Consider the following 17588-nt stretch of genomic DNA (forward strand, 5'->3'; position numbering starts at 1 on the left):
CATGACCGCAGCGCATTTCAATCCGGCTCACATGTTGAGCTTCGACCTAGAGACCACCGGCACCAATCCACTGTCCGCCCGCATCGTGACCAGCGCCATGGTGCGCATCCGCGGCAGTCAGGTGGATGACGTCGAATTGCTCGCTGACCCGGGGGTCGAGATCCCCGAGCAGGCCAGCGCGGTGCACGGCATCACGACCGAATACGCCCGAGAGCACGGTCAGCCGCACGACGAGGTCCTGGCGGAGACGATCCGGGCGATCCGGCAGGGTTGGGAGGACGGCGCGACCCTCGTGGTCTTCAATGCCCCCTATGACCTGACGGTGCTGCGCAGCCAAGACCCGAGCTTCACCGTGGACGGTCCAGTCATCGACCCGCTGCTGCTGGACCGCCACTTCGACCAGTATCGCAAGGGCAAGCGCACCCTGGGGGCGGTCTGCGAACACTACGAGGTGGCCCTCGACAATGCGCACGAGGCCACCGCTGATGCGATCGCCGCGGCCCGCGTGGCATGGAAGATCGCCCGTGAGCACCCGGAGCTGACCCAGATGAGCGCCGACGAACTCATGTTGAACCAGTCCACTTGGTACTACGAGCAGCAGTCCAGCTTGGCAGAGTACTTCCGCTCCAAGGGGCGCGACGCGAACGTGAACACCAGCTGGCCGCTGCAATAGGCCGGTTGCCTATAATTTCTAAACATGTCTTCCTCACCACAGCCCACCGCAGCCGATTACCTCAAGGAGATCGTCGCAGCACCCGTCTACCGGGCGGCGAAGCACACTCCCACCGACGCGATGCCCGTGCTGTCCAAGCGCTTGAATAACCGCGTGCTCGTCAAGCGCGAGGACCTGCAGCCGGTGCACAGTTTCAAGATTCGCGGCGCTTTCAACCGCATGGCTCAACTGAGCCCGGAGGAGCGCAATCGGGGCGTGGTCGCGGCATCCGCTGGAAACCACGCGCAGGGGGTGGCCCTGTCCGGCCGCGAGCTGGGTATCCAGACCACCATCGTAATGCCGGAGATCACCCCGCAGATCAAGGTCGCCGCAGTGCAGGGGCTGGGCGGCGGTGTGCTGCTGCACGGTGCCAACTTCGACGAGGCCAAGGCGAAGGCCATCGAGCTCTCCGAGACCGAGGGCATGGTCTTCGTCGCCCCCTTCGACGACGAGGCGGTGGTCGCCGGTCAGGGAACCATCGGCCTGGAGATTTTCCAGGACGTCCCCGAGATCGACCGTGTCTTCGTCCCCATCGGAGGCGGCGGCCTGGCTGCCGGTGTGGCGATCCTGCTCAAGCAGCTGAACCCCACAATCCAGGTCATTGGCGTGGAGCCGGAGGAGTCCGCCTGCTTCGTCGCCGCGAAGAAGGCGGGCGGGCCGGTGGACCTGGCCTACACCAGCCTGTTTGCCGAGGGCGTGGCGGTCAAGCGCATCGGGGATGAGAACTTCCGCATCCTGGACGAGTGGCTGGATGACGTCGTGACCGTCACCTCCGACGAGATCAGCGCGGCGATCAAGGACATCTTCGACGACACTCGCGCGATCGCCGAGCCTGCCGGTGCGGTGGCGCTGGCGGGCCTCAAGCGCTACTGCGCCGAACACGAGATCACCGACGAAACCCTCGTCCACGTACTCTCGGGCGCCAACGTCAACTTCCACTCGCTGCGCTATGTCTCCGAGCGCGCGGAGCTCGGCGAGGGCAGCGAGGCCCTGTTCGGCGTGACGATCCCCGAGGCCAAGGGCGCCTTCCTGGACTTCTGCACCGTGTTGGGTAGCCGCGCGGTCACCGAGTTCAGCTACCGCGTGGGGGAGACCGACGAACCAGCGAAGATCTTCGTCGGTGTGCAGCTCAAGGGTGGCCACCAGGAGCGGGAATCCATCCTCACCGACCTGGCTGCGGCTGACTATGGGGTGGTCGACCTCTCCGAGGACGAGGTGGCCAAGGAACACGTGCGGTACATGATTGGCGGCCAGCCACCACACGCCGTGACCGAGAGCGTGTTCGCTTTCGAGTTCCCGGAGCACCCGGGCGCTCTCATCCGCTTCCTCGAGGTGCTGGGAACGCGGTGGAATGTGTCGGCCTTCCACTACCGAAGCATCGGCATGGACTATGGTCGCGTGCTCGCCGCGTTCGAGAATGTGGAGGGGGACGCGGAGTTCGCCGAGCACCTGGAGAAGCTGGGTTATCACGCCACGGAGGTCAGCTCCAGCCCGGCTTATCAGTTCTTCCTGAAGGCCTAAAACACCTCAGCCCCCGACGGTCGCCCGCCCGGCCGCGGGGCGTTGTATTTCGCCGGCGAGGGATCAGTCGGCGAAGAACGCGCCCAGGATGCTGCCCAGCTGCCGCAGGTGCTCCACCTCGGAGAGCAGGAAGTCCGGGCCGCCCGGGCGACCCACGATGAGGATCAGCGAGGAACCCTCGATGGGGGTGGCGGCAAGCGAGGAGTCCATGACCGCCCAGGGCTCGGGGATCCAGTCCTCCTGCTCGGGGTTGAGAACCCGGGCCTCGAGTACGGGCGCGGAATCCAGCTCCTGGCCGTTGTCCTCAGGAGCAGCGCTCGAGGCCGCGATGCGATGGGTGCGGGGCGCGGTATCCAACACGATGGCCCAGCCCGCGGACATGGACCGCGGCAGATCCGCCATCAGCGTCTCCAGGGCCTCAGCGCGGCGGGAGCGCAGCGCCGCGATGGAGGCCAACATCTGCACCTGGCCGCGGCGGTCGATCGAGCCGGAGAACGGGCGGATGGAGTCGACGAACACGCCCTCGACTTCCTGGGCTGCGGTGATCAAGACGTCCGGCAACGTGCCGTGGGGCAGGTCCACGACGATGTCGTCAACGACGACGATCTCGTTGTTCAGGGAGTCGTCTTCGTCGTAGCCGACGATGTCGACGCCTTGGATGTTGCCGTCGACGTTGCCGAGCGCCTGGGCGATCTTGCCAAGGGCGCCGGGCGAATCGGGTACGCGCACGCGCATCAAATAAGACATGCCTAAAGTCTAGCGATCCGTGCGAAAAACTTAAGGAGCTCTTTTCCGGCCGGAGCATGCTAGGTGAACGTGCACGGCCTTGACTAGAGTTATGGGCATGTCTGAAATTTCCCGCGAAAATGTTGCCCACTTGGCCAAGCTGGCACGCCTCGAGATCCCGGAGGATGAGCTGCAGAGCTACGCCGACCAGATCGACGACATCATCGAGCACGTCGCCGCGATCTCCAAGGTCGATACCGAGGGGGTTGAGCCGCTGAGCCACCCGACTCAGAACGTCGACGGTGCCGTCTCCGTGATGCGCGAGGACGTCGTCATGCCCGTGCTGACCGCCGAGCAGGCCCTGGATCAGGCACCGGCAGTGCAGGATCAGCGCTTCCAGGTTCCGCAGATCCTCGCCGATTAACCTGCCTTAGCTTTGTGCCTGGCTGGCACGCCGGAATAACAACACCAACTCCACGCAGCGTACCCACGCTGCCGATGATTACAGCTCAAAGGATTATTGATGACTGAAGCTCAGCGCCTGACGGTCGGGGAGCGTACGGACTCCGACTTCACGACCTGGACCGCCGCCGAACTGGCAGAGAAGATTCACTCGCGGGACATCAGCTCTGTCGAGGTGACCCAGGCTCACCTGGACCGCATTAGCGACGTTGATGGGGAGATCAACGCTTTCATTCACGTCAGCGCCGACGAGGCACTGGCTGCCGCCCACAACGTCGACGCCGCCATCGCCGCTGGTGATACGCCGACCTCGAGCCTGGCCGGTGTGCCGCTCGCGCTGAAGGATGCCTTCGTCACCACCGACGCGCCCACCACCTCCGGTTCGAAGATGCTCGAGGGGTACATGAGCCCCTACGACGCGACGCTGACCCTGCGTCTGCGCAGCGCTGGCATCCCGATCCTGGGTAAGACCAACATGGACGAGTTCGCGATGGGGTCCTCCACCGAGAACTCCGCTTATGGCGCGACCCGCAACCCATGGGATCTGGAGCGTACCCCGGGTGGCTCCGGCGGTGGCTCCTCCGCCGCGCTGGCTGCGGGCATGGCGCCGCTGGCCATCGGCACCGACACGGGCGGCTCCATCCGCCAGCCGGCTGCACTGACCAACACCGTGGGTGTGAAGCCGACTTACGGCACCGTCTCCCGCTATGGCCTTATCGCCTGCGCCTCCTCCCTGGACCAGGGTGGCCCGGCGGCCCGTACGGTCGAGGACACCGCCCGCCTGCACCAGGTGATTGCGGGCTTCGACCAGAACGACGCCACGTCCTCCCGCCACGAGATCGCCGACGTGGTCGCAGCCGCCAAGCAGGGTGCGAACGGTGACCTCAAGGGCGTGAAGGTCGGTGTGATCAAACAGTTCCAGCAGGCAGAAGCCCTGCAGGCGGGCGTGCGCGAGCGCTACGAGGCCAACCTGGAGCAGCTGAAGTCCCAGGGCGCGGAGCTCGTGGAGGTCGACTGCCCGAACTTCGACCACGCGCTGAATGCCTACTACCTGATCCAGTTCTCCGAGATCTCCTCCAACCTCGCCCGCTTTGACGGGATGCGTTACGGCCTGCGCGCCGGTGACGACGGCACCCGCAGCGCCGATGAGGTCATGAGCCTGAGCCGTGCGGAGGGCTTTGGTCCGGAGGTGAAGCGCCGCATCATGTTGGGCACCTACGCGCTCTCCGTTGGTTACTACGACGCCTACTACCTGCAGGCACAGCGCGTGCGTAACCTCGTCGCGCAGGACTACGCCAAGGCCTTCGAGCAGGTGGACGTCATCGCCGCGCCGACGACCCCAACCACCGCGTTCAAGCTCGGCGAACTGGTCGACGATCCGCTGCAGATGTACCTCTTCGATCTGTTCACCCTCCCGCTGAACCTCGCCGGTGTCTGCGGCATGTCCGTTCCGGGCGGACTGAGCAGCGATACCCAGCTGCCAACCGGTCTGCAGCTGATGGGCCCGGCCCATGGTGAGGAGAGCATCTACCGCGTCGGCTCCGCCTTCGAGGCAGGCCGCGAGAACTAAGGCTCCTTGAACTAGGCACACCGAGCGGCCCCGCACCCAGATTCGATTTGGGGGCGGGGCCGCTGGCGTACAGTAGACCCTATGGTTACTACGGGTGATGGCTGGGCAATTGGCGTCGATGGCTCCCGCAGGTGGGGGACCCTGGGGGCAGCCGGGCTGTTCCTGTGCGCCCCGGCCGAGGACTCCGCCGAGCCGGTCGTCCTCATGCAGCACCGTGCCTGGTGGACCAACCGCGGGGATACCTGGGCGTTGCCGGGTGGGGCGATCGACCACGGTGAATCCCCCGAGCAGGGCGCGCTGCGCGAGACTCAGGAGGAGACTGGGATCGACCCCGCGGACGTCACCGTCCTGGACACGCTGGTCACCTCTCGCGTCGAGCTGAACCACGTGCTGCGCCGCGAAGCCGTCCTCCCGGAGGAGGAACACCTGTTGGATCCTGTGCGCGCCATGATCGAGCGCGACGGCGATGTCCGCCAGGCACTGCAGGAGCAGCCCATTTACCACCCAGAACACGGGGGACGGGCGGTCTTCGGGCTCGGCGCCAAGTTCTGGTGGGAGGTGCTCGATGAGACCGTGACTGAATGGCGGTATAGCACCGTCATTGCGCGCGCTGAGCACCCGCTGGAGTTCGTCCTCACCGAGGAATCCACGGACCTGCGATGGCAGCCGCTCTCGAAACTGGAGGAGCTCAACCTCATGCCCGAATTCCGGGCCACGCTGCCGGAGGTGCGGCAGCGGGTGGCGCAGCTCTGGGGCTAAAACAGCTCTTGGACTAAGACACAGAGCCCGCTCCACAACTATTCCCGGCGGAGGCTGGTAACTGACCCGGCCTTCCCGCCCGGCGTGGCCCGGGGAGGGGAGAGCGGACCGGGGAGGTGATTAGATGGTGCCTGTGACTGAGCACAAGTATCCGACCCTCCCGCTGAACAGCGTGGCGGCCTGGCGGGCGCTGACCGCCCTCTGCATCGGTTTCTTCATGATCCTGCTGGATCAATCGATCGTGGCCGTTGCCACCCCGGATCTGCAGGCACAGCTGGACGCCACCTATAACCAGGTCATCTGGGTGACCTCGGTGTACTTGCTCTTCTTCGCCGTCCCGCTGCTGGTCACCGGGCGGCTGGGGGACCGCTACGGGCCGAAGAACGTCTACATCGTGGGCATGGTGATCTTCACGCTGGCCTCACTGGCGTGCAGCTACTCCGCGACGATCGAGTGGCTGATGATCTCCCGGGCGGTGCAGGGGCTCGGCGCCGCACTGCTGACCCCGCAGACCATGTCGGTGATCAACCGGGTCTTTCCGCGAGAGAAGCGGGGTGCGGCCATGGGGGTGTGGGGTGCCGTGGCAGGCCTATCCACCATGATGGGGCCGATCCTGGGAGGGGTCATCACCTCCACGCTCTCGTGGCACTGGATCTTCTTGGTCAACGTTCCCATCGGCATCCTGTCCATCGGAATGGTCGCAGCCTGGGTGCCGCCCTTCGAGCCCACCGATAAGCCCATCGACGGGATCTCGATGGCCCAGTCCATGCTCGCGGTCAGCTGCCTCATTTTCGCGATTCAGCAGGGCGAGACCGTGGCCTGGGCTTGGTGGATCTGGGCCGTGATGGCTGCGGGCATCGCCATCGGCGTGCTCTTCTTCCGCCGCCAGGCCCGGCTCACGCACGGCGCGGAAGGCAAGGATCCCGTCTTGCCCACCACGCTGTTTTCCCGCCGCAGCTTCTCGATGGGAAACCTCGCGATCTTCACGATGGGCTTTGCCACCGCGAGCATGATGCTGCCGCTGATGATGTACTTGCAGCAGGTCCACGGACTCTCCGCGATGACGGCCGTGGCCTATGTGCTGCCCATGTCCGTCCTGGCGCTGCCGCTGTCGCCCTGGATCGGTTGGCTCATCGACCGGAAGGACGCCCGGCCCATCGCCGTGGCCGGTTTCGTGTTCATGATCGCCGGGATTCTCGGGCTGTTTTTCTGCCTTCGCCCGGGAGGATCGGCCGGGGCGATCATCGTGCCCATGCTGCTGATGGGGGCGGGCAACGCTGCCTTCTGGTCGCCCAACTCCGCGATGACGCTGCGGGATTTGCCGCCCCACCTGGCCGGTGCCGGATCGGGGGCATATAACACGATCCGCCAGGTCGGTGCGGTCACCGGCGTGGCCGTGGTGGGCGCCGTCCTCCAGGTGCGTTTGAGCCACTACGGCGACGGTGCGGGGGAGCAGCTTGCTTATGCCTTCGGCCAGTCCTTCCTCCCGATCGCCGCTGCGCTGCTGGTCGGGCTCGTAGCCACGGCCGTCTCGGGAAGTGCTAAGCCAGGACCTGCCCCGCGCAACTAGTGTTGCTGGCGTAAGGCTGCAACGGAAGCACACGTGCCGGTGGCACAGCTCGGGAGGAGAGCTTAAGGATATGCGTATCGCGATTTTGACCAGTGGTGGGGATTGCCCCGGCTTGAATGCAGTGATTCGTGGTGTCGTGCGCACCGCGGGTGCCGCCGGTGTCGAGGTTATTGGCTTCGAGGATGGTTACCAGGGGCTGGTGGAAAACCGCGTGGTCCCGCTCTACGACGACGCCTATATCGACCGCATCATTCGTTACGGCGGCACGATTCTCGGCACTGGCCGGCTGCACCCGGATAAGTTCAAGGCGCAGATCGACACAATCAAGGCCAACCTCGCGGAGCACGAGGTCGACGCACTGATCCCGATCGGCGGCGACGGCACCCTGCGGGGTGCACAGTTCTTGCACGACAACGGCATCCCGGTCGTCGGCATTCCGCAGACCATCGACAACGACGTCGACGGCATGGATTACACCTTCGGTTTCGACTCCGCCGTCGCCGTGGCCACGGAGGCCATCGACCGCCTGCACACCACGGCGGAGTCCCACAAGCGTGTCATGATCGTTGAGGTCATGGGGCGCCACACCGGTTGGATCGCGCTGCATGCGGGCATGGCCGGTGGTGCCCACGACGTGCTGCTGCCGGAGTTCCCCTTCGACATCGACGAGGTCTGCGCCCGCATGGAGAAGCGCTTCGAGCAGGGCGAGCGCTACGGGATCATCTGCGTGGCAGAAGGCGCGGAACCGAAGGGCGGCAGCCTGGACGGCCAGGGCGACGGGGAAGAGGAGCTCGACGAGTTCGGGCACGTCAAGCTCCAGGGCATGGGCTACCAGGTGGCCCGAGCTGTGGAGAAGCGCCTGGGAGTGGAGGTACGTTCCTCGGTGCTGGGGCACATGCAGCGCGGCGGGACCCCGACTGCATTCGACCGGGTGCTGGCCACCCGCTGTGGGGTCAACGCGACCAAGGCAGTGCTGGAAGGAAAGACCGGAAAAGTGGCCGCCCTGCACGGCGAGAAAATCGACCTCATCGACTTCGAGCAGGCCGTCGGGCGGGTGAAGTCCGTGCCGGACTACCGCTACCAAAACCTCCAGGGCCTGCTGGGCTAAAAGCACCCGAGCCGATTACAGATGCCCGGTGGCAAAGGTACTAAGATGGGCGCCATGACTGCGCAGTTGTATGACTATTCCGACGATGTGATGGATTTCGACGAAGTGCTGGAGCGCTTCGAACCCGTGATGGGAATGGAGGTCCACGTCGAGCTGTCCACGAACACCAAGATGTTCTCCACCTCGACCGCTGCCTTCGGCGGGGATCCGAATACCCACGTGGACCCGTGCAGCCTGGGTCTGCCGGGCGCATTGCCGGTCGTCAACAAGCAGGGCGTGGAGTGGGCCATCAAGATCGGGCTTGCACTGAACTGCAAGATCGCGCCGTACTCCCGCTTCGCGCGCAAGAATTACTTCTACCCAGACCAGCCGAAGAACTACCAGATCAGCCAGTACGACGAGCCGATCGCTTACGACGGCTACCTGGACGTCGTCCTCGATGACGGCACCGAGTGGCGCGTCGAGATCGAGCGCGCCCACATGGAGGAAGACACCGGAAAGCTGACCCACCTCGGTGGCGCTTCCGGCCGCATCCACGGTGCGACGGCCTCCCTGGTGGACTGCAACCGCGCCGGGGTGCCACTGATTGAGATCGTCACGAAGCCGATCGAGGGCGCTGGCGAGCGGGCCCCGGAGATCGCGCGCGCCTACGTCACCGCGCTGCGCGACCTGGTTAAGGCCCTCGGCGTGTCTAATGCCCGCATGGACCAGGGCTCCATGCGCGTGGACTCGAACCTCTCCCTGCGCGAGAAGGGCAGCACCGAGTTCGGCACCCGCACGGAGACCAAGAACATCAACTCCCTGCGCTCCGTGGAGCAGGCCGTGCGCTTCGAGATGCAGCGCCACGCCGCCTGCCTCGTCAACGGGGTGGAGATCCAGCAGGAGACCCGCCACTACCAGGAGGATGGCACCACCTCGAAGGGTCGTCCGAAGGAGTCCATGGCGGACTACCGTTACTTCAACGACCCGGACCTGCCCCCGGTGCTCGCGCCGGAGGAGTGGGTCGAGGAGATCCGCGCGACCCTGCCGGAGATGCCGTGGATCCGCCGCGCCCGCATTCAGAAGGAGTGGGGCCTGCCGGATGCGGAGATGCGCGACCTCGTCAACGCTGGTGCGCTCGACCTGATCGTGGAGACCACTGAGGCTGGCGCGGATCCGGCGGATGCCCGCAGCTGGTGGGTGGCCTACCTGGCGCAGAAGGCCAATGAGCAGGGCGTGGAGCTGGAGCAGCTCGACATCACCCCAGCACAGGTCGCCCGCATCATCGAGCTGGTCAAGGAAGGCAAGCTGACCACCAAGCTCGCCCGTCAGGCTGTCGACGGCGTGCTGGCAGGGGAGGGTGACGTCGACCAGGTGGTCAAGGACCGTGGCCTGGAGGTCGTCCGCGACGACGGCGCGATCGAGGCTGCCGTCGACGAGGCCCTGGCTGCAAACCCGGACATCGTGGAGAAGTACCGCGCGGGCAATAAGAAGGTCACCGGCGCGATCGTGGGCGCCGTCATGAAGGCGACCAAGGGTAAGGCTGACCCGGCGCAGGTCAATAAGCTGATCGCCGAGAAGCTGAACTAGCACCGCGCGTGGCCACCGCTTGCGCGCGTGACGCGCGATGATTCGCGTAGAAGCCTCCGGGCCCCGAGAGATCGGGCCCGGAGGTTTCTTATTTTCTCTCGCTTTAAGCGGGCGCGGGAATGTAGCGTGTTGGTTATGGAAACTAAGTATCGAGGTCTGAATGTTCCCCTGACTCCGCTGCGGTTCCTGGAGCGCAGCGCCAATATCTTCCCAGAAGCCACGGCCTGCATCGACGGAGTGCGGCGCATCAGCTTCAGGCAGTTCCGAGAGGATGCGGAAGCCTTCGCTCGTGCGTTGCGGGCCCACGGGTTGGGGCTGCACGACCGGGTAGGGGTGCTTGCCCCGAATAGCTACGAGGCTCTGCTGGCGCAGTTTGCCGTGCCTCTCGCTGGGGGAGTGACCGTGCCTATCAACACCCGGCTCGCGGCGGCCGAAGTGGCCTATATCCAAGGTCACGCGGGTTTTAATATCCTCATCGGTGCAGCTGACCTGCTAGCCGACGTGGTTGAGGAACTGCCAGAAGAACTGCGGTTGTTGGAGATTCCAGAGTTGGACGGCACCCAGCCCGGGAAGTTCCCCTCTTTCGCGGATTTCATCGCGCCCCACCGGGAGGGCGAGGATCTGAGTTACCGAGTGGCCGACGACAATCAGCCCATTGCGATCAACTACACCTCGGGCACGACCGGAAAGCCGAAGGGTGCCGTGTATACGCACCGCGGGGCCTACCTCAACGCTATCGGCGAGGTTAACGCGCAAAAATTCGCCAGCGACAGCGTCTATCTGTGGACGCTACCCATGTTTCACTGCTCAGGCTGGTGTACCGGCTGGGCGACGATGGCAGTTTCGGCAACCCAGGTAGCGCTCCGGGCGGTGCGAGGGCCAGAGATGTGGCGCTTGATCGCAGAAGAGGGGATCACTCACATGTGTGGCGCTCCCGCGGTGCTCACCACGCTGGTCGATGATGAGAACAAGCGGCGCGTGAAGAACCTCAGGATCGTGACCGCGGGAGCCCCGCCGAGCCCCACCATCATCACTCGGTGTGAGAATCTCGGCATCGAAGTCACACACGTTTATGGGCTGACGGAATCCTATGGGCCGTTTACCGTCTGCGAGCCGCAGCGCGAGTGGTTGGATATGACTGTCCGGCGTCGCGCGGTGCTCAAGGCCCGGCAGGGCGTTGCAATGATCACCAACGAAGAGGTACTGGTCATCGAGCAAACCGCTGAAGATGATGATTCGATTGTCGAGGTGCCTAGTGACGGTACGACGATGGGCGAAATCGTCATGACTGGCAATGGGGTGATGGCGGGATACTTCGAGGATGAGGAAGCCACCCGCATCGCCTTCCGAGGTGGGTATTTCCACACCGGCGATCTCGGTGTCAAGCATCCCGATGGCTATATCCAGCTGCTGGATCGGGCCAAGGATGTGGTGGTCAGTGGCGGCGAGAACATTTCCACCATCGAGGTGGAGCAGGGCATCGTCAGTTACCCGGACGTCTCCGATTGTGCGGTCATTGGAGTGCCGGACGAGAAATGGGGCGAGAGGCCGCGTGCGTACGTGGTGCTGCGGTCGGAGGCTCGAGGGGATGATCCGGAGGCGATTTCTGAGGCGATCATCGCCCACTGCCGGGTGAATATGGCGGGCTATAAGGTGCCCAAGGATATCGTCATTCTCGACGAGCTGCCCCGGACCTCTACCGGCAAGGTGCGCAAGAGGGAACTGCGTGACGAGGCGTGGCAAGGGCAGGAGGCCAAAATCCACTAACTGCTGCTCGGGGTCCTAAGGTGAGCGTAGGGTCGGCGACCTGTGCAAATATTGAAAATGGCTACCAGTTACGGTAGGTTCGCGGTGTGCAGAAACGTCGTCTTAGCTCGCCGGCGGTAGCAATCGCCATCGCGGCGATCCTGGCGGCAATTCTCTTTATCGCAGCGCTCGCCATCGGGCCGGTCACCATCGCGGTGCCGGATGTGCTGGCCAGCGTCTGGGCGCAGATCACTGGGCGTGGGGAGATCGCCCGGCAGGATCCGGCGCTGGGGAGCGCTTACAACGTTGTGGCGACCATCCGCCTGCCCCGCGCAATCATCGCCGCTCTCGTGGGCGCGGCCCTGGCCGTGGCCGGAACCGTGATGCAGGCGGTCTTCCGCAACCCGCTGGCAGACCCGGGCATCATCGGTGTGTCCGCCGGGGCGGCGACGGCCGCGGTGCTGGCCATCGTCACCGGATTCAGCGCAGTAGCCGCCTGGGCGCTGCCGGCCTCGGCTTTCCTCGGGGCGCTGGGAGCCGTGGCCATCGTGCAGCTGGCCGCGGCGATGCGCGGGGGAGGGCCGGCCACCCTCGTGCTCGTCGGTATTGCGCTCAGCGCGTTTTTGGGTGCGGTCACCGCGGCTGCGATCGCCAACGCACCCTCGGACTCGGATATCCGCGGCGTGGCGTTCTGGCTCAACGGCGATCTTGTCGCCCGCACCTGGGAGCACGTCGCCATCGCGAGCCTGCCCATTGTGCTCGGCATTGTGCTTCTGTTGCTCTTTAGCCGGGACCTCAACATCCTGCTGATGGGCGACCAGGCTGCCCGCACCACGGGAGTGAATGTGCGCCGGGTTCGCGTTGTCACACTTACGGTTGCTGCATTGATCACCGCGTCGGCGGTGGCGGTCTCCGGTGTGATCGGCTTCGTGGGGCTCGTGGTGCCGCACCTCATCCGCCTGATCATCGGCCCGAATCACAAGTCCTTGCTGCCCACCGCTGCGCTGGCCGGTGCGGCCTTTCTACTGGCAGCAGACACGATCGCCCGCATGCTCTTCGCCCCAGTCACGCTGCAGACCGGAACGGTCGTGGCCTTCATCGGTTCGCCGATCTTCCTCTGGCTGCTGCTGCGTGGCCGTCGTCCGGCGGGGTGGTCGGCATGATCGACGCCCGCATCACCGTCCCCGGCATTCTTTCCGACGTCGCCTTCTCGGCCGAACAGGGCCAGGTCACCGGAATCATCGGCCCCAACGGGGCCGGCAAGTCGACGCTGCTGCGCGGGGTCTGGCTGGATGCTGGAACCTCCGACCGGCAGCGCGCCCGGCAGATGGCGGTCGTTCCCCAGGACACGACGATGAGCTTCGACTTCTCCGTTGCCGAGGTCGTCCAGTTCGGACGCCACCCTCACGTCTCCCGCTTCCAACAGTTCTCTGACTCCGATCGCCGGATCGTGGATGACTCGCTGGCGAGGGTGGGGATCGAGCACCTGAGGGAGAAATCGGTTAACCAGATTTCTGGTGGCGAGCGCCAGCTCGTTCACGTCGCACGCGCGATCGCGCAGGACACCCCGATCCTGCTGTGTGACGAGCCCACCAGTGCGCTCGACCTTAAACACCAGGTGCGGGTGCTCAACCTCCTGAGGGAACAGGCACAGGACGAAAAGACCGTGGTGGTCGTCCTACACGATCTGACTCTGGCGGCGCGGTACTGCGACCGGCTCGTCCTCATGGCGGAGCGGAACGTGGCTGCCACGGGGCCGCCTGAGGCGGTGCTTTCCCCGGAGCTGGTATCCGATGTCTACGGCGTCCCAGTGGACATTAGGCCGGACCCGGTGACGGAGAGCCTGCGAGTCACTCCGCTGTGACACCCCGGTGTGACACCGCGTGGCGGCGGGTTGGCCGCTGCTTCCGGATGCGCCGTAAAACCCGAATCCTACGGTGGCGGAGCACTGAAACGCTACGCCCCAAGACCCAAGACAAAAGACTTTAAGGATGAGAATGACTACTGCCCGTAAGCACTGGCGTCGCGCGCTCGTCGCGCTGACCCTCCCGCTGTTCACCTTCGCCGCGGCCTGCTCCTCGGCTGAGGACGACGGCGCTGCGCAAGCTACGCAGAGTGCGGAGGAAAGCCGCAGCGCGGAGTCCACCGAGTCCGGAGAGGCGGTAACCAAGCCGCAGCGCATCGCCTCCTTGTCTTCCGATGCGACCAGCGTGCTCGCGGAGCTCGTCGATCACGAGCGCATCGTGGCATCCCCGGCGACCCCTGGCAGCAAGCCGGTTGGCGAGACCGCGCTTCCCGATGGGGTGCACGCCGACCCGGAGCAGGTGCTGGCGCTCAACCCGGATCTGGTCGTGCTGACCGAGCGGCACGGCTCCGAGGGCTCTGCCGCGGAGCTGCTCGCCAACAGCGGGGTGAAGGTTCACACCTTCAAGGACTCCGACTGGAGCTCCATCGACAGCCTCATGAAGAGCATGACCACCCTCGGCGAGCTGACCGGCGAGCAGGACAAGGCCCAGGAGCTGAGCGCGAAGATCGGCGAGCGACGCGATGAGATTGTGGGGTCGCTGGACAAGGAAGCCAAGCCCCGCGTCCTGCTGCTCATGGCTCGCGGCGGCAAGAAGATGATCATGGCGCCGTCCACGATGGCCAGCGGCCTGGTGAAGGAGGCCGGTGGCGAGCTGATCTCCGAGGCTGAGGGCATGCGGGGTGCGGCACCGGCCGACCCGGAGCGGATCGCCGCGCTTGCTCCGGACATCATCCTCGTCGAAGACTTCCGCGGGCAGGGCAAGGAGGCCTTCGCGGATCTTCTGGACCAGCCGGCGATCGCCGAGCTGGGCGCCCGGGTGGAGCTGATCTCCCCGGCAACCACCGGTGCCTCCGCGGGCTCGAAGATCACCGAGGGGCTGGAGGACGTCGCCGAGAAGATCGGCACCAAGCGTTAGTGCCGAAGCGTAACTAACGAACCGCCGGGTTAGGCGAAGGCCCCGGCCTCGTCGCCGTCCAACACGTCCTCGCCCTGGGGAGCGCCCGGGGCGGTGCTCTTGCCGAACGGGCTGCCCGGGAGCTCCTCGCGGCCATGATCGGTGTAGAAGATTTCCGGGCTTGGGCCGACCGGGACCACTCCGGTGGGGTTGATGTCCGTGTGTACCAGGAAGTAGTGGTCCTTGATCTGCTGGAAGTTCGTGCTGTCGCCGAAGCCCGGTGTCTGGAAGAGATCCCGCAGGTAGCCCCACAGGTTCGGCATCTCCGAAATCTTGTTTCGATTGCACTTGAAGTGGTTGTGATACACCATGTCGAAGCGAATCAGGGTGGGGTAGAGGTATACATCCGCCAACGTGATGTGATTGCCGACCAGGTAGCGGCGGCTGCTCAGTCGTTCCTCCAGCCAGTCGAGGGTGCTGAAGAGCTCAGCGAAGGCCTTCTCGTAGGACTCCTGCGAACCGGTGAACCCTGCTCGGTAGACGCCGTTGTTGACGGTGCGGAAGACGCGCTCGTTGATCTCGTCGATCTCCGCGCGCGACGCTTCCGGGTAGAGGTCCGGGGCTCCGGGGCGCTGATAATCGGTCCACTGGGTGGCGAGGTCCTCGACGATGCTGAAGAAGTCGTTGCTGACCACGGACTTCGACGCGACGTCCACCATCGCCGGCACGGTGATCCCGCGAGGGTAGTCCCGGTAGCGGTTGAAGTAAGCGTCGCGGAGCTTGCCGATCTTCAGCACGGGGTCGACGGAGTCCTCGTTGAGGTCGAAAGTCCAGGACTTCCAGTCGTGGGTGGGGCCGGTCAGTCCCAGGGAGATCACGTCCTCCAGCCCCATCAAGCGCCGGGTGATCACCGCGCGGTGTGCCCACGGGCAGGCGCGTGCTGCGATCAGTCGGTAGGCATTGGGCTTCACCGGCCAGGCCCGCCCTTTGCCGGAGGCGGTGGTGCTGGTGTCGAAATTTTCGACGACCTTGACGATGCGGTCGTCGATGTAGTTCATGTCGCGGTCGAATTCGCCACCCGATTCAACGTAAGCCATATCCCTCACTGTCCTCTATTTTTGCGTGCTCTGTTGGAGGCCTGAGCCGGTAGGCCCTCCTCCATTATTGATGATATGTCACCAAAAGTCGGTCGCTTGGGGGTTCAGCTGCCCTGAACTGCGGGTTTCATAACTCCATCCCCGGGAAATTGCTCGATTGGGCGGATGCAGTGTTCTCCGACACTCCGCGTCTGTTCGGTCTGTTCCTGGGGAAACTCGTTTAGGCTGGGGACATGACTGACGCATCGAATAATGGCAAGAAGCCCCAGAAGGGGGCGCTTGGAGGTTCGCCCTTCGGGCACAGCGACCGCGCATCGGAACCGTACGCCGATATCGATGTGCCAGATTACGAGGGCGCAACCCCGGAGCCGGCCACCAAGGACGCCCCGAAGGCGCCGGGCGCCCCGAAGGCTCCGGCTGCTCCAGCAGCGAAGGCTACGAAGAGTGGCGCTGCCCCCGCAGATAAGAAGCCGGCTGCGAAGGTTGCCCCCACCGCGAAGGCTGCGGCCAAGCCCAAGGCGAAGTCGGGTGACGCCAAGGCCCCAGCCACTGCTCAGGCGAAGCCGGAAAAGGGCGACGCTCCGAAGAAGACAGCAGCCAAGGCCACTGGCACCAAGCCCGCGGAGGCTGACGCTAAGGCCCCGGCCAAGGGCAAGGACGCAGCGGAGCGGACTGACACCGCAGGAGTGGCAGAGCGGGGGACCGCGGAGCAGAGCCGTCCGCGCGATATTTATGCCCTCGCGGGCCGCGCCCGCCCCCAGCGCATCGAGGCACCCGCGCCGGAACCAGCTCCCGAGGCTGAGTCCGCGCCGGCAGCCGATGTTCCGAAAACCGATGGTGAGCAGCCAGGCGCCGCCGAGGACCAGCGCACTGAGGTGCTCGACCTCTCTGGCGCTGATGCGGGCACGGGCTCTCAGGGCACGGGTTCGCAGGGCACACTGGCGCAGCAGCAGACTCAGCCACAGACCGGCACGAACACCGCAGCGCTCGGCGCTGGGGCGGCCGGGGCAGGGGCCGCGGGAGCCGCCAGCGGGTACGCCGCGGGCGGCGGCACTCCGAAGAACGACGCCGACACCGGCGCGCAGGGCTACCCCGCGCAGCCGGGCGACGCACACCCCCAGGGGACCTTCGACGCGGACGCGCAGTGGGATCCGAACGCGCAGCCGGTGGGGCCTGAGGGCGAGGTTGCCTACGGACCTGACGGCCAGCCACTTGCCCCCGTCGCCGAGCCAGTGGAGACCCGCCGCGGTACCCAGTCCCTCGGCCTGGCCATCCTGCGCATCGTCGCGGGCGCGGTGCTGCTGATCTCCGGCCTGCAGACCCTCTTTGGCTTTGCCGGGGATCCGGGCATCAGCGCCCTCGAAAGCCGGCTTAGTTTCTTCAGCGGATCTGGGGTGCTCGCCGTCGCTATCCCCGCCGCCGAGGTCATCGCCGGTGGGCTGCTGATCCTGGGTCTGCTCACGCCGTTCGCCGCCGCCCTCGCCTTCGTGGTCTCGGCCTTCATGGCGACCTTCCACCTTTCCGGCCACCAGGGTTCGCTGTGGCCCTACGGGCTGAACCCGGTGATCCACCAGTGGGCGCTCTACGCGCTGATCAGCCTCAGCCTGATCTTCACGGGCCCTGGCGGGGCATCCCTGGATCGCTCCCGTAGCTGGGCGACCCGACCGCTAGCCTCCTCCTGGATCTTTGCGGTCCTGGGTATCGCCGGTTTCGCCGCGCTCTGGCTGCTCACGGGCGGTCGCAACCCCTTCTAAACTTCGCGGTACGGCGCGTTCAAGCGCCAGCGAAAACAGAACCCGAGCCCACCAGGGGCTCGGGTTTTCTTAT

At 65.4% G+C, this 17588-nt stretch carries 15 protein-coding genes; 13 read left to right on the forward strand and 2 right to left on the reverse strand.

Going from position 1 to position 17588, the window contains the following annotated elements; all coding sequences use genetic code 11:
* Window position 1 precedes the first annotated feature (1 nt).
* Together QP997_RS03120 and ilvA are read left to right on the forward strand one after the other, a co-directional pair.
* Window positions 2–673 carry a 3'-5' exonuclease gene (locus QP997_RS03120; protein WP_246818125.1) on the forward strand — a complete coding sequence of 224 codons (672 nt, stop codon included), beginning with the start codon at window positions 2–4 and terminating at the stop codon, window positions 671–673.
* Window positions 674–697: 24 nt separating this feature from the next.
* Window positions 698–2233, forward strand: a complete 1536-nt coding sequence (ilvA, locus tag QP997_RS03125; protein WP_070759314.1) for a threonine ammonia-lyase, biosynthetic — start codon at window positions 698–700, stop codon at window positions 2231–2233.
* A gap of 63 nt (window positions 2234–2296) precedes the next feature.
* Here the strand turns inward: ilvA and QP997_RS03130 are convergent, their stop codons facing one another.
* Complete coding sequence (locus tag QP997_RS03130; protein WP_070759316.1) at window positions 2297–2980, reverse strand: ACT domain-containing protein; 684 nt, start codon at window positions 2978–2980, stop codon at window positions 2297–2299.
* A 97-nt stretch (window positions 2981–3077) separates the two neighbouring features.
* Here QP997_RS03130 and gatC point away from each other — a divergent pair, with 97 nt between their 5' ends.
* From gatC to QP997_RS03180, 10 genes are all read left to right on the forward strand, one after another.
* A complete protein-coding gene (gene gatC, locus QP997_RS03135; protein WP_070759377.1) occupies window positions 3078–3383 on the forward strand; it encodes an Asp-tRNA(Asn)/Glu-tRNA(Gln) amidotransferase subunit GatC in 306 nt (101 codons plus the stop codon).
* Between the two features lie 99 nt (window positions 3384–3482).
* Window positions 3483–4991 (forward strand): Asp-tRNA(Asn)/Glu-tRNA(Gln) amidotransferase subunit GatA, encoded by a 1509-nt coding sequence (gene gatA, locus QP997_RS03140; protein ID WP_284846175.1) that lies wholly within the window; start codon window positions 3483–3485, stop codon window positions 4989–4991.
* Window positions 4992–5072: 81 nt separating this feature from the next.
* Window positions 5073–5750: an NUDIX domain-containing protein gene (locus QP997_RS03145; RefSeq protein ID WP_070759320.1), complete on the forward strand. Its 678-nt coding sequence runs from the start codon at window positions 5073–5075 to the stop codon at window positions 5748–5750.
* Between the two features lie 124 nt (window positions 5751–5874).
* Window positions 5875–7320, forward strand: coding sequence for an MFS transporter (locus tag QP997_RS03150; RefSeq protein WP_070759322.1), 1446 nt, complete (start codon window positions 5875–5877; stop codon window positions 7318–7320).
* Window positions 7321–7390: 70 nt separating this feature from the next.
* Window positions 7391–8428: a 6-phosphofructokinase gene (locus QP997_RS03155; RefSeq protein WP_148812430.1), complete on the forward strand. Its 1038-nt coding sequence runs from the start codon at window positions 7391–7393 to the stop codon at window positions 8426–8428.
* Between the two features lie 54 nt (window positions 8429–8482).
* Window positions 8483–9997: an Asp-tRNA(Asn)/Glu-tRNA(Gln) amidotransferase subunit GatB gene (gene gatB / locus QP997_RS03160; protein ID WP_173362309.1), complete on the forward strand. Its 1515-nt coding sequence runs from the start codon at window positions 8483–8485 to the stop codon at window positions 9995–9997.
* Window positions 9998–10132: 135 nt separating this feature from the next.
* A complete protein-coding gene (locus tag QP997_RS03165) occupies window positions 10133–11764 on the forward strand; it encodes an AMP-binding protein (protein WP_284846176.1) in 1632 nt (543 codons plus the stop codon).
* Window positions 11765–11850: 86 nt separating this feature from the next.
* The gene (locus QP997_RS03170) at window positions 11851–12906 is read left to right on the forward strand and encodes a FecCD family ABC transporter permease (RefSeq protein ID WP_284846177.1); all 1056 of its coding nucleotides are present in this window, start codon (window positions 11851–11853) and stop codon (window positions 12904–12906) included.
* Window positions 12903–13607 (forward strand): ABC transporter ATP-binding protein, encoded by a 705-nt coding sequence (locus tag QP997_RS03175; protein WP_284846178.1) that lies wholly within the window; start codon window positions 12903–12905, stop codon window positions 13605–13607. The genes QP997_RS03170 and QP997_RS03175 overlap by 4 nt, the downstream gene beginning before the upstream one ends.
* A 133-nt stretch (window positions 13608–13740) precedes the next feature.
* Window positions 13741–14685: an ABC transporter substrate-binding protein gene (locus tag QP997_RS03180; RefSeq protein ID WP_284846179.1), complete on the forward strand. Its 945-nt coding sequence runs from the start codon at window positions 13741–13743 to the stop codon at window positions 14683–14685.
* A gap of 29 nt (window positions 14686–14714) precedes the next feature.
* Here QP997_RS03180 and QP997_RS03185 read toward each other — a convergent pair whose 3' ends face one another.
* Window positions 14715–15761: a glutathione S-transferase C-terminal domain-containing protein gene (locus QP997_RS03185; RefSeq protein ID WP_284846180.1), complete on the reverse strand. Its 1047-nt coding sequence runs from the start codon at window positions 15759–15761 to the stop codon at window positions 14715–14717.
* A gap of 233 nt (window positions 15762–15994) precedes the next feature.
* Here QP997_RS03185 and QP997_RS03190 point away from each other — a divergent pair, with 233 nt between their 5' ends.
* The gene (locus QP997_RS03190; protein WP_284846181.1) at window positions 15995–17515 is read left to right on the forward strand and encodes a DoxX family protein; all 1521 of its coding nucleotides are present in this window, start codon (window positions 15995–15997) and stop codon (window positions 17513–17515) included.
* The last annotated feature ends 73 nt before the right edge of the window (window positions 17516–17588 follow it).

Source organism: Corynebacterium sp. MSK039, assembly GCF_030232315.1.
Taxonomy (GTDB): Bacteria; Actinomycetota; Actinomycetes; order Mycobacteriales; family Mycobacteriaceae; genus Corynebacterium.

What these genes read in the sequence shown, in the direction of transcription:
- QP997_RS03185 (WP_284846180.1), bottom strand. Translation starts at nt 15,761, where the DNA reads ATGGCTTACGTTGAATCGGGTGGCGAATTCGACCGCGACATGAACTAC.
- QP997_RS03130 (WP_070759316.1), bottom strand. Translation starts at nt 2,980, where the DNA reads ATGTCTTATTTGATGCGCGTGCGCGTACCCGATTCGCCCGGCGCCCTT.
- ilvA (WP_070759314.1), top strand. Translation starts at nt 698, where the DNA reads ATGTCTTCCTCACCACAGCCCACCGCAGCCGATTACCTCAAGGAGATC.
- gatA (WP_284846175.1), top strand. Translation starts at nt 3,483, where the DNA reads ATGACTGAAGCTCAGCGCCTGACGGTCGGGGAGCGTACGGACTCCGAC.
- QP997_RS03145 (WP_070759320.1), top strand. Translation starts at nt 5,073, where the DNA reads ATGGTTACTACGGGTGATGGCTGGGCAATTGGCGTCGATGGCTCCCGC.
- QP997_RS03165 (WP_284846176.1), top strand. Translation starts at nt 10,133, where the DNA reads ATGGAAACTAAGTATCGAGGTCTGAATGTTCCCCTGACTCCGCTGCGG.
- QP997_RS03190 (WP_284846181.1), top strand. Translation starts at nt 15,995, where the DNA reads ATGACTGACGCATCGAATAATGGCAAGAAGCCCCAGAAGGGGGCGCTT.
- QP997_RS03155 (WP_148812430.1), top strand. Translation starts at nt 7,391, where the DNA reads ATGCGTATCGCGATTTTGACCAGTGGTGGGGATTGCCCCGGCTTGAAT.
- QP997_RS03150 (WP_070759322.1), top strand. Translation starts at nt 5,875, where the DNA reads ATGGTGCCTGTGACTGAGCACAAGTATCCGACCCTCCCGCTGAACAGC.
- QP997_RS03180 (WP_284846179.1), top strand. Translation starts at nt 13,741, where the DNA reads ATGACTACTGCCCGTAAGCACTGGCGTCGCGCGCTCGTCGCGCTGACC.
- QP997_RS03120 (WP_246818125.1), top strand. Translation starts at nt 2, where the DNA reads ATGACCGCAGCGCATTTCAATCCGGCTCACATGTTGAGCTTCGACCTA.
- gatC (WP_070759377.1), top strand. Translation starts at nt 3,078, where the DNA reads ATGTCTGAAATTTCCCGCGAAAATGTTGCCCACTTGGCCAAGCTGGCA.
- QP997_RS03175 (WP_284846178.1), top strand. Translation starts at nt 12,903, where the DNA reads ATGATCGACGCCCGCATCACCGTCCCCGGCATTCTTTCCGACGTCGCC.
- gatB (WP_173362309.1), top strand. Translation starts at nt 8,483, where the DNA reads ATGACTGCGCAGTTGTATGACTATTCCGACGATGTGATGGATTTCGAC.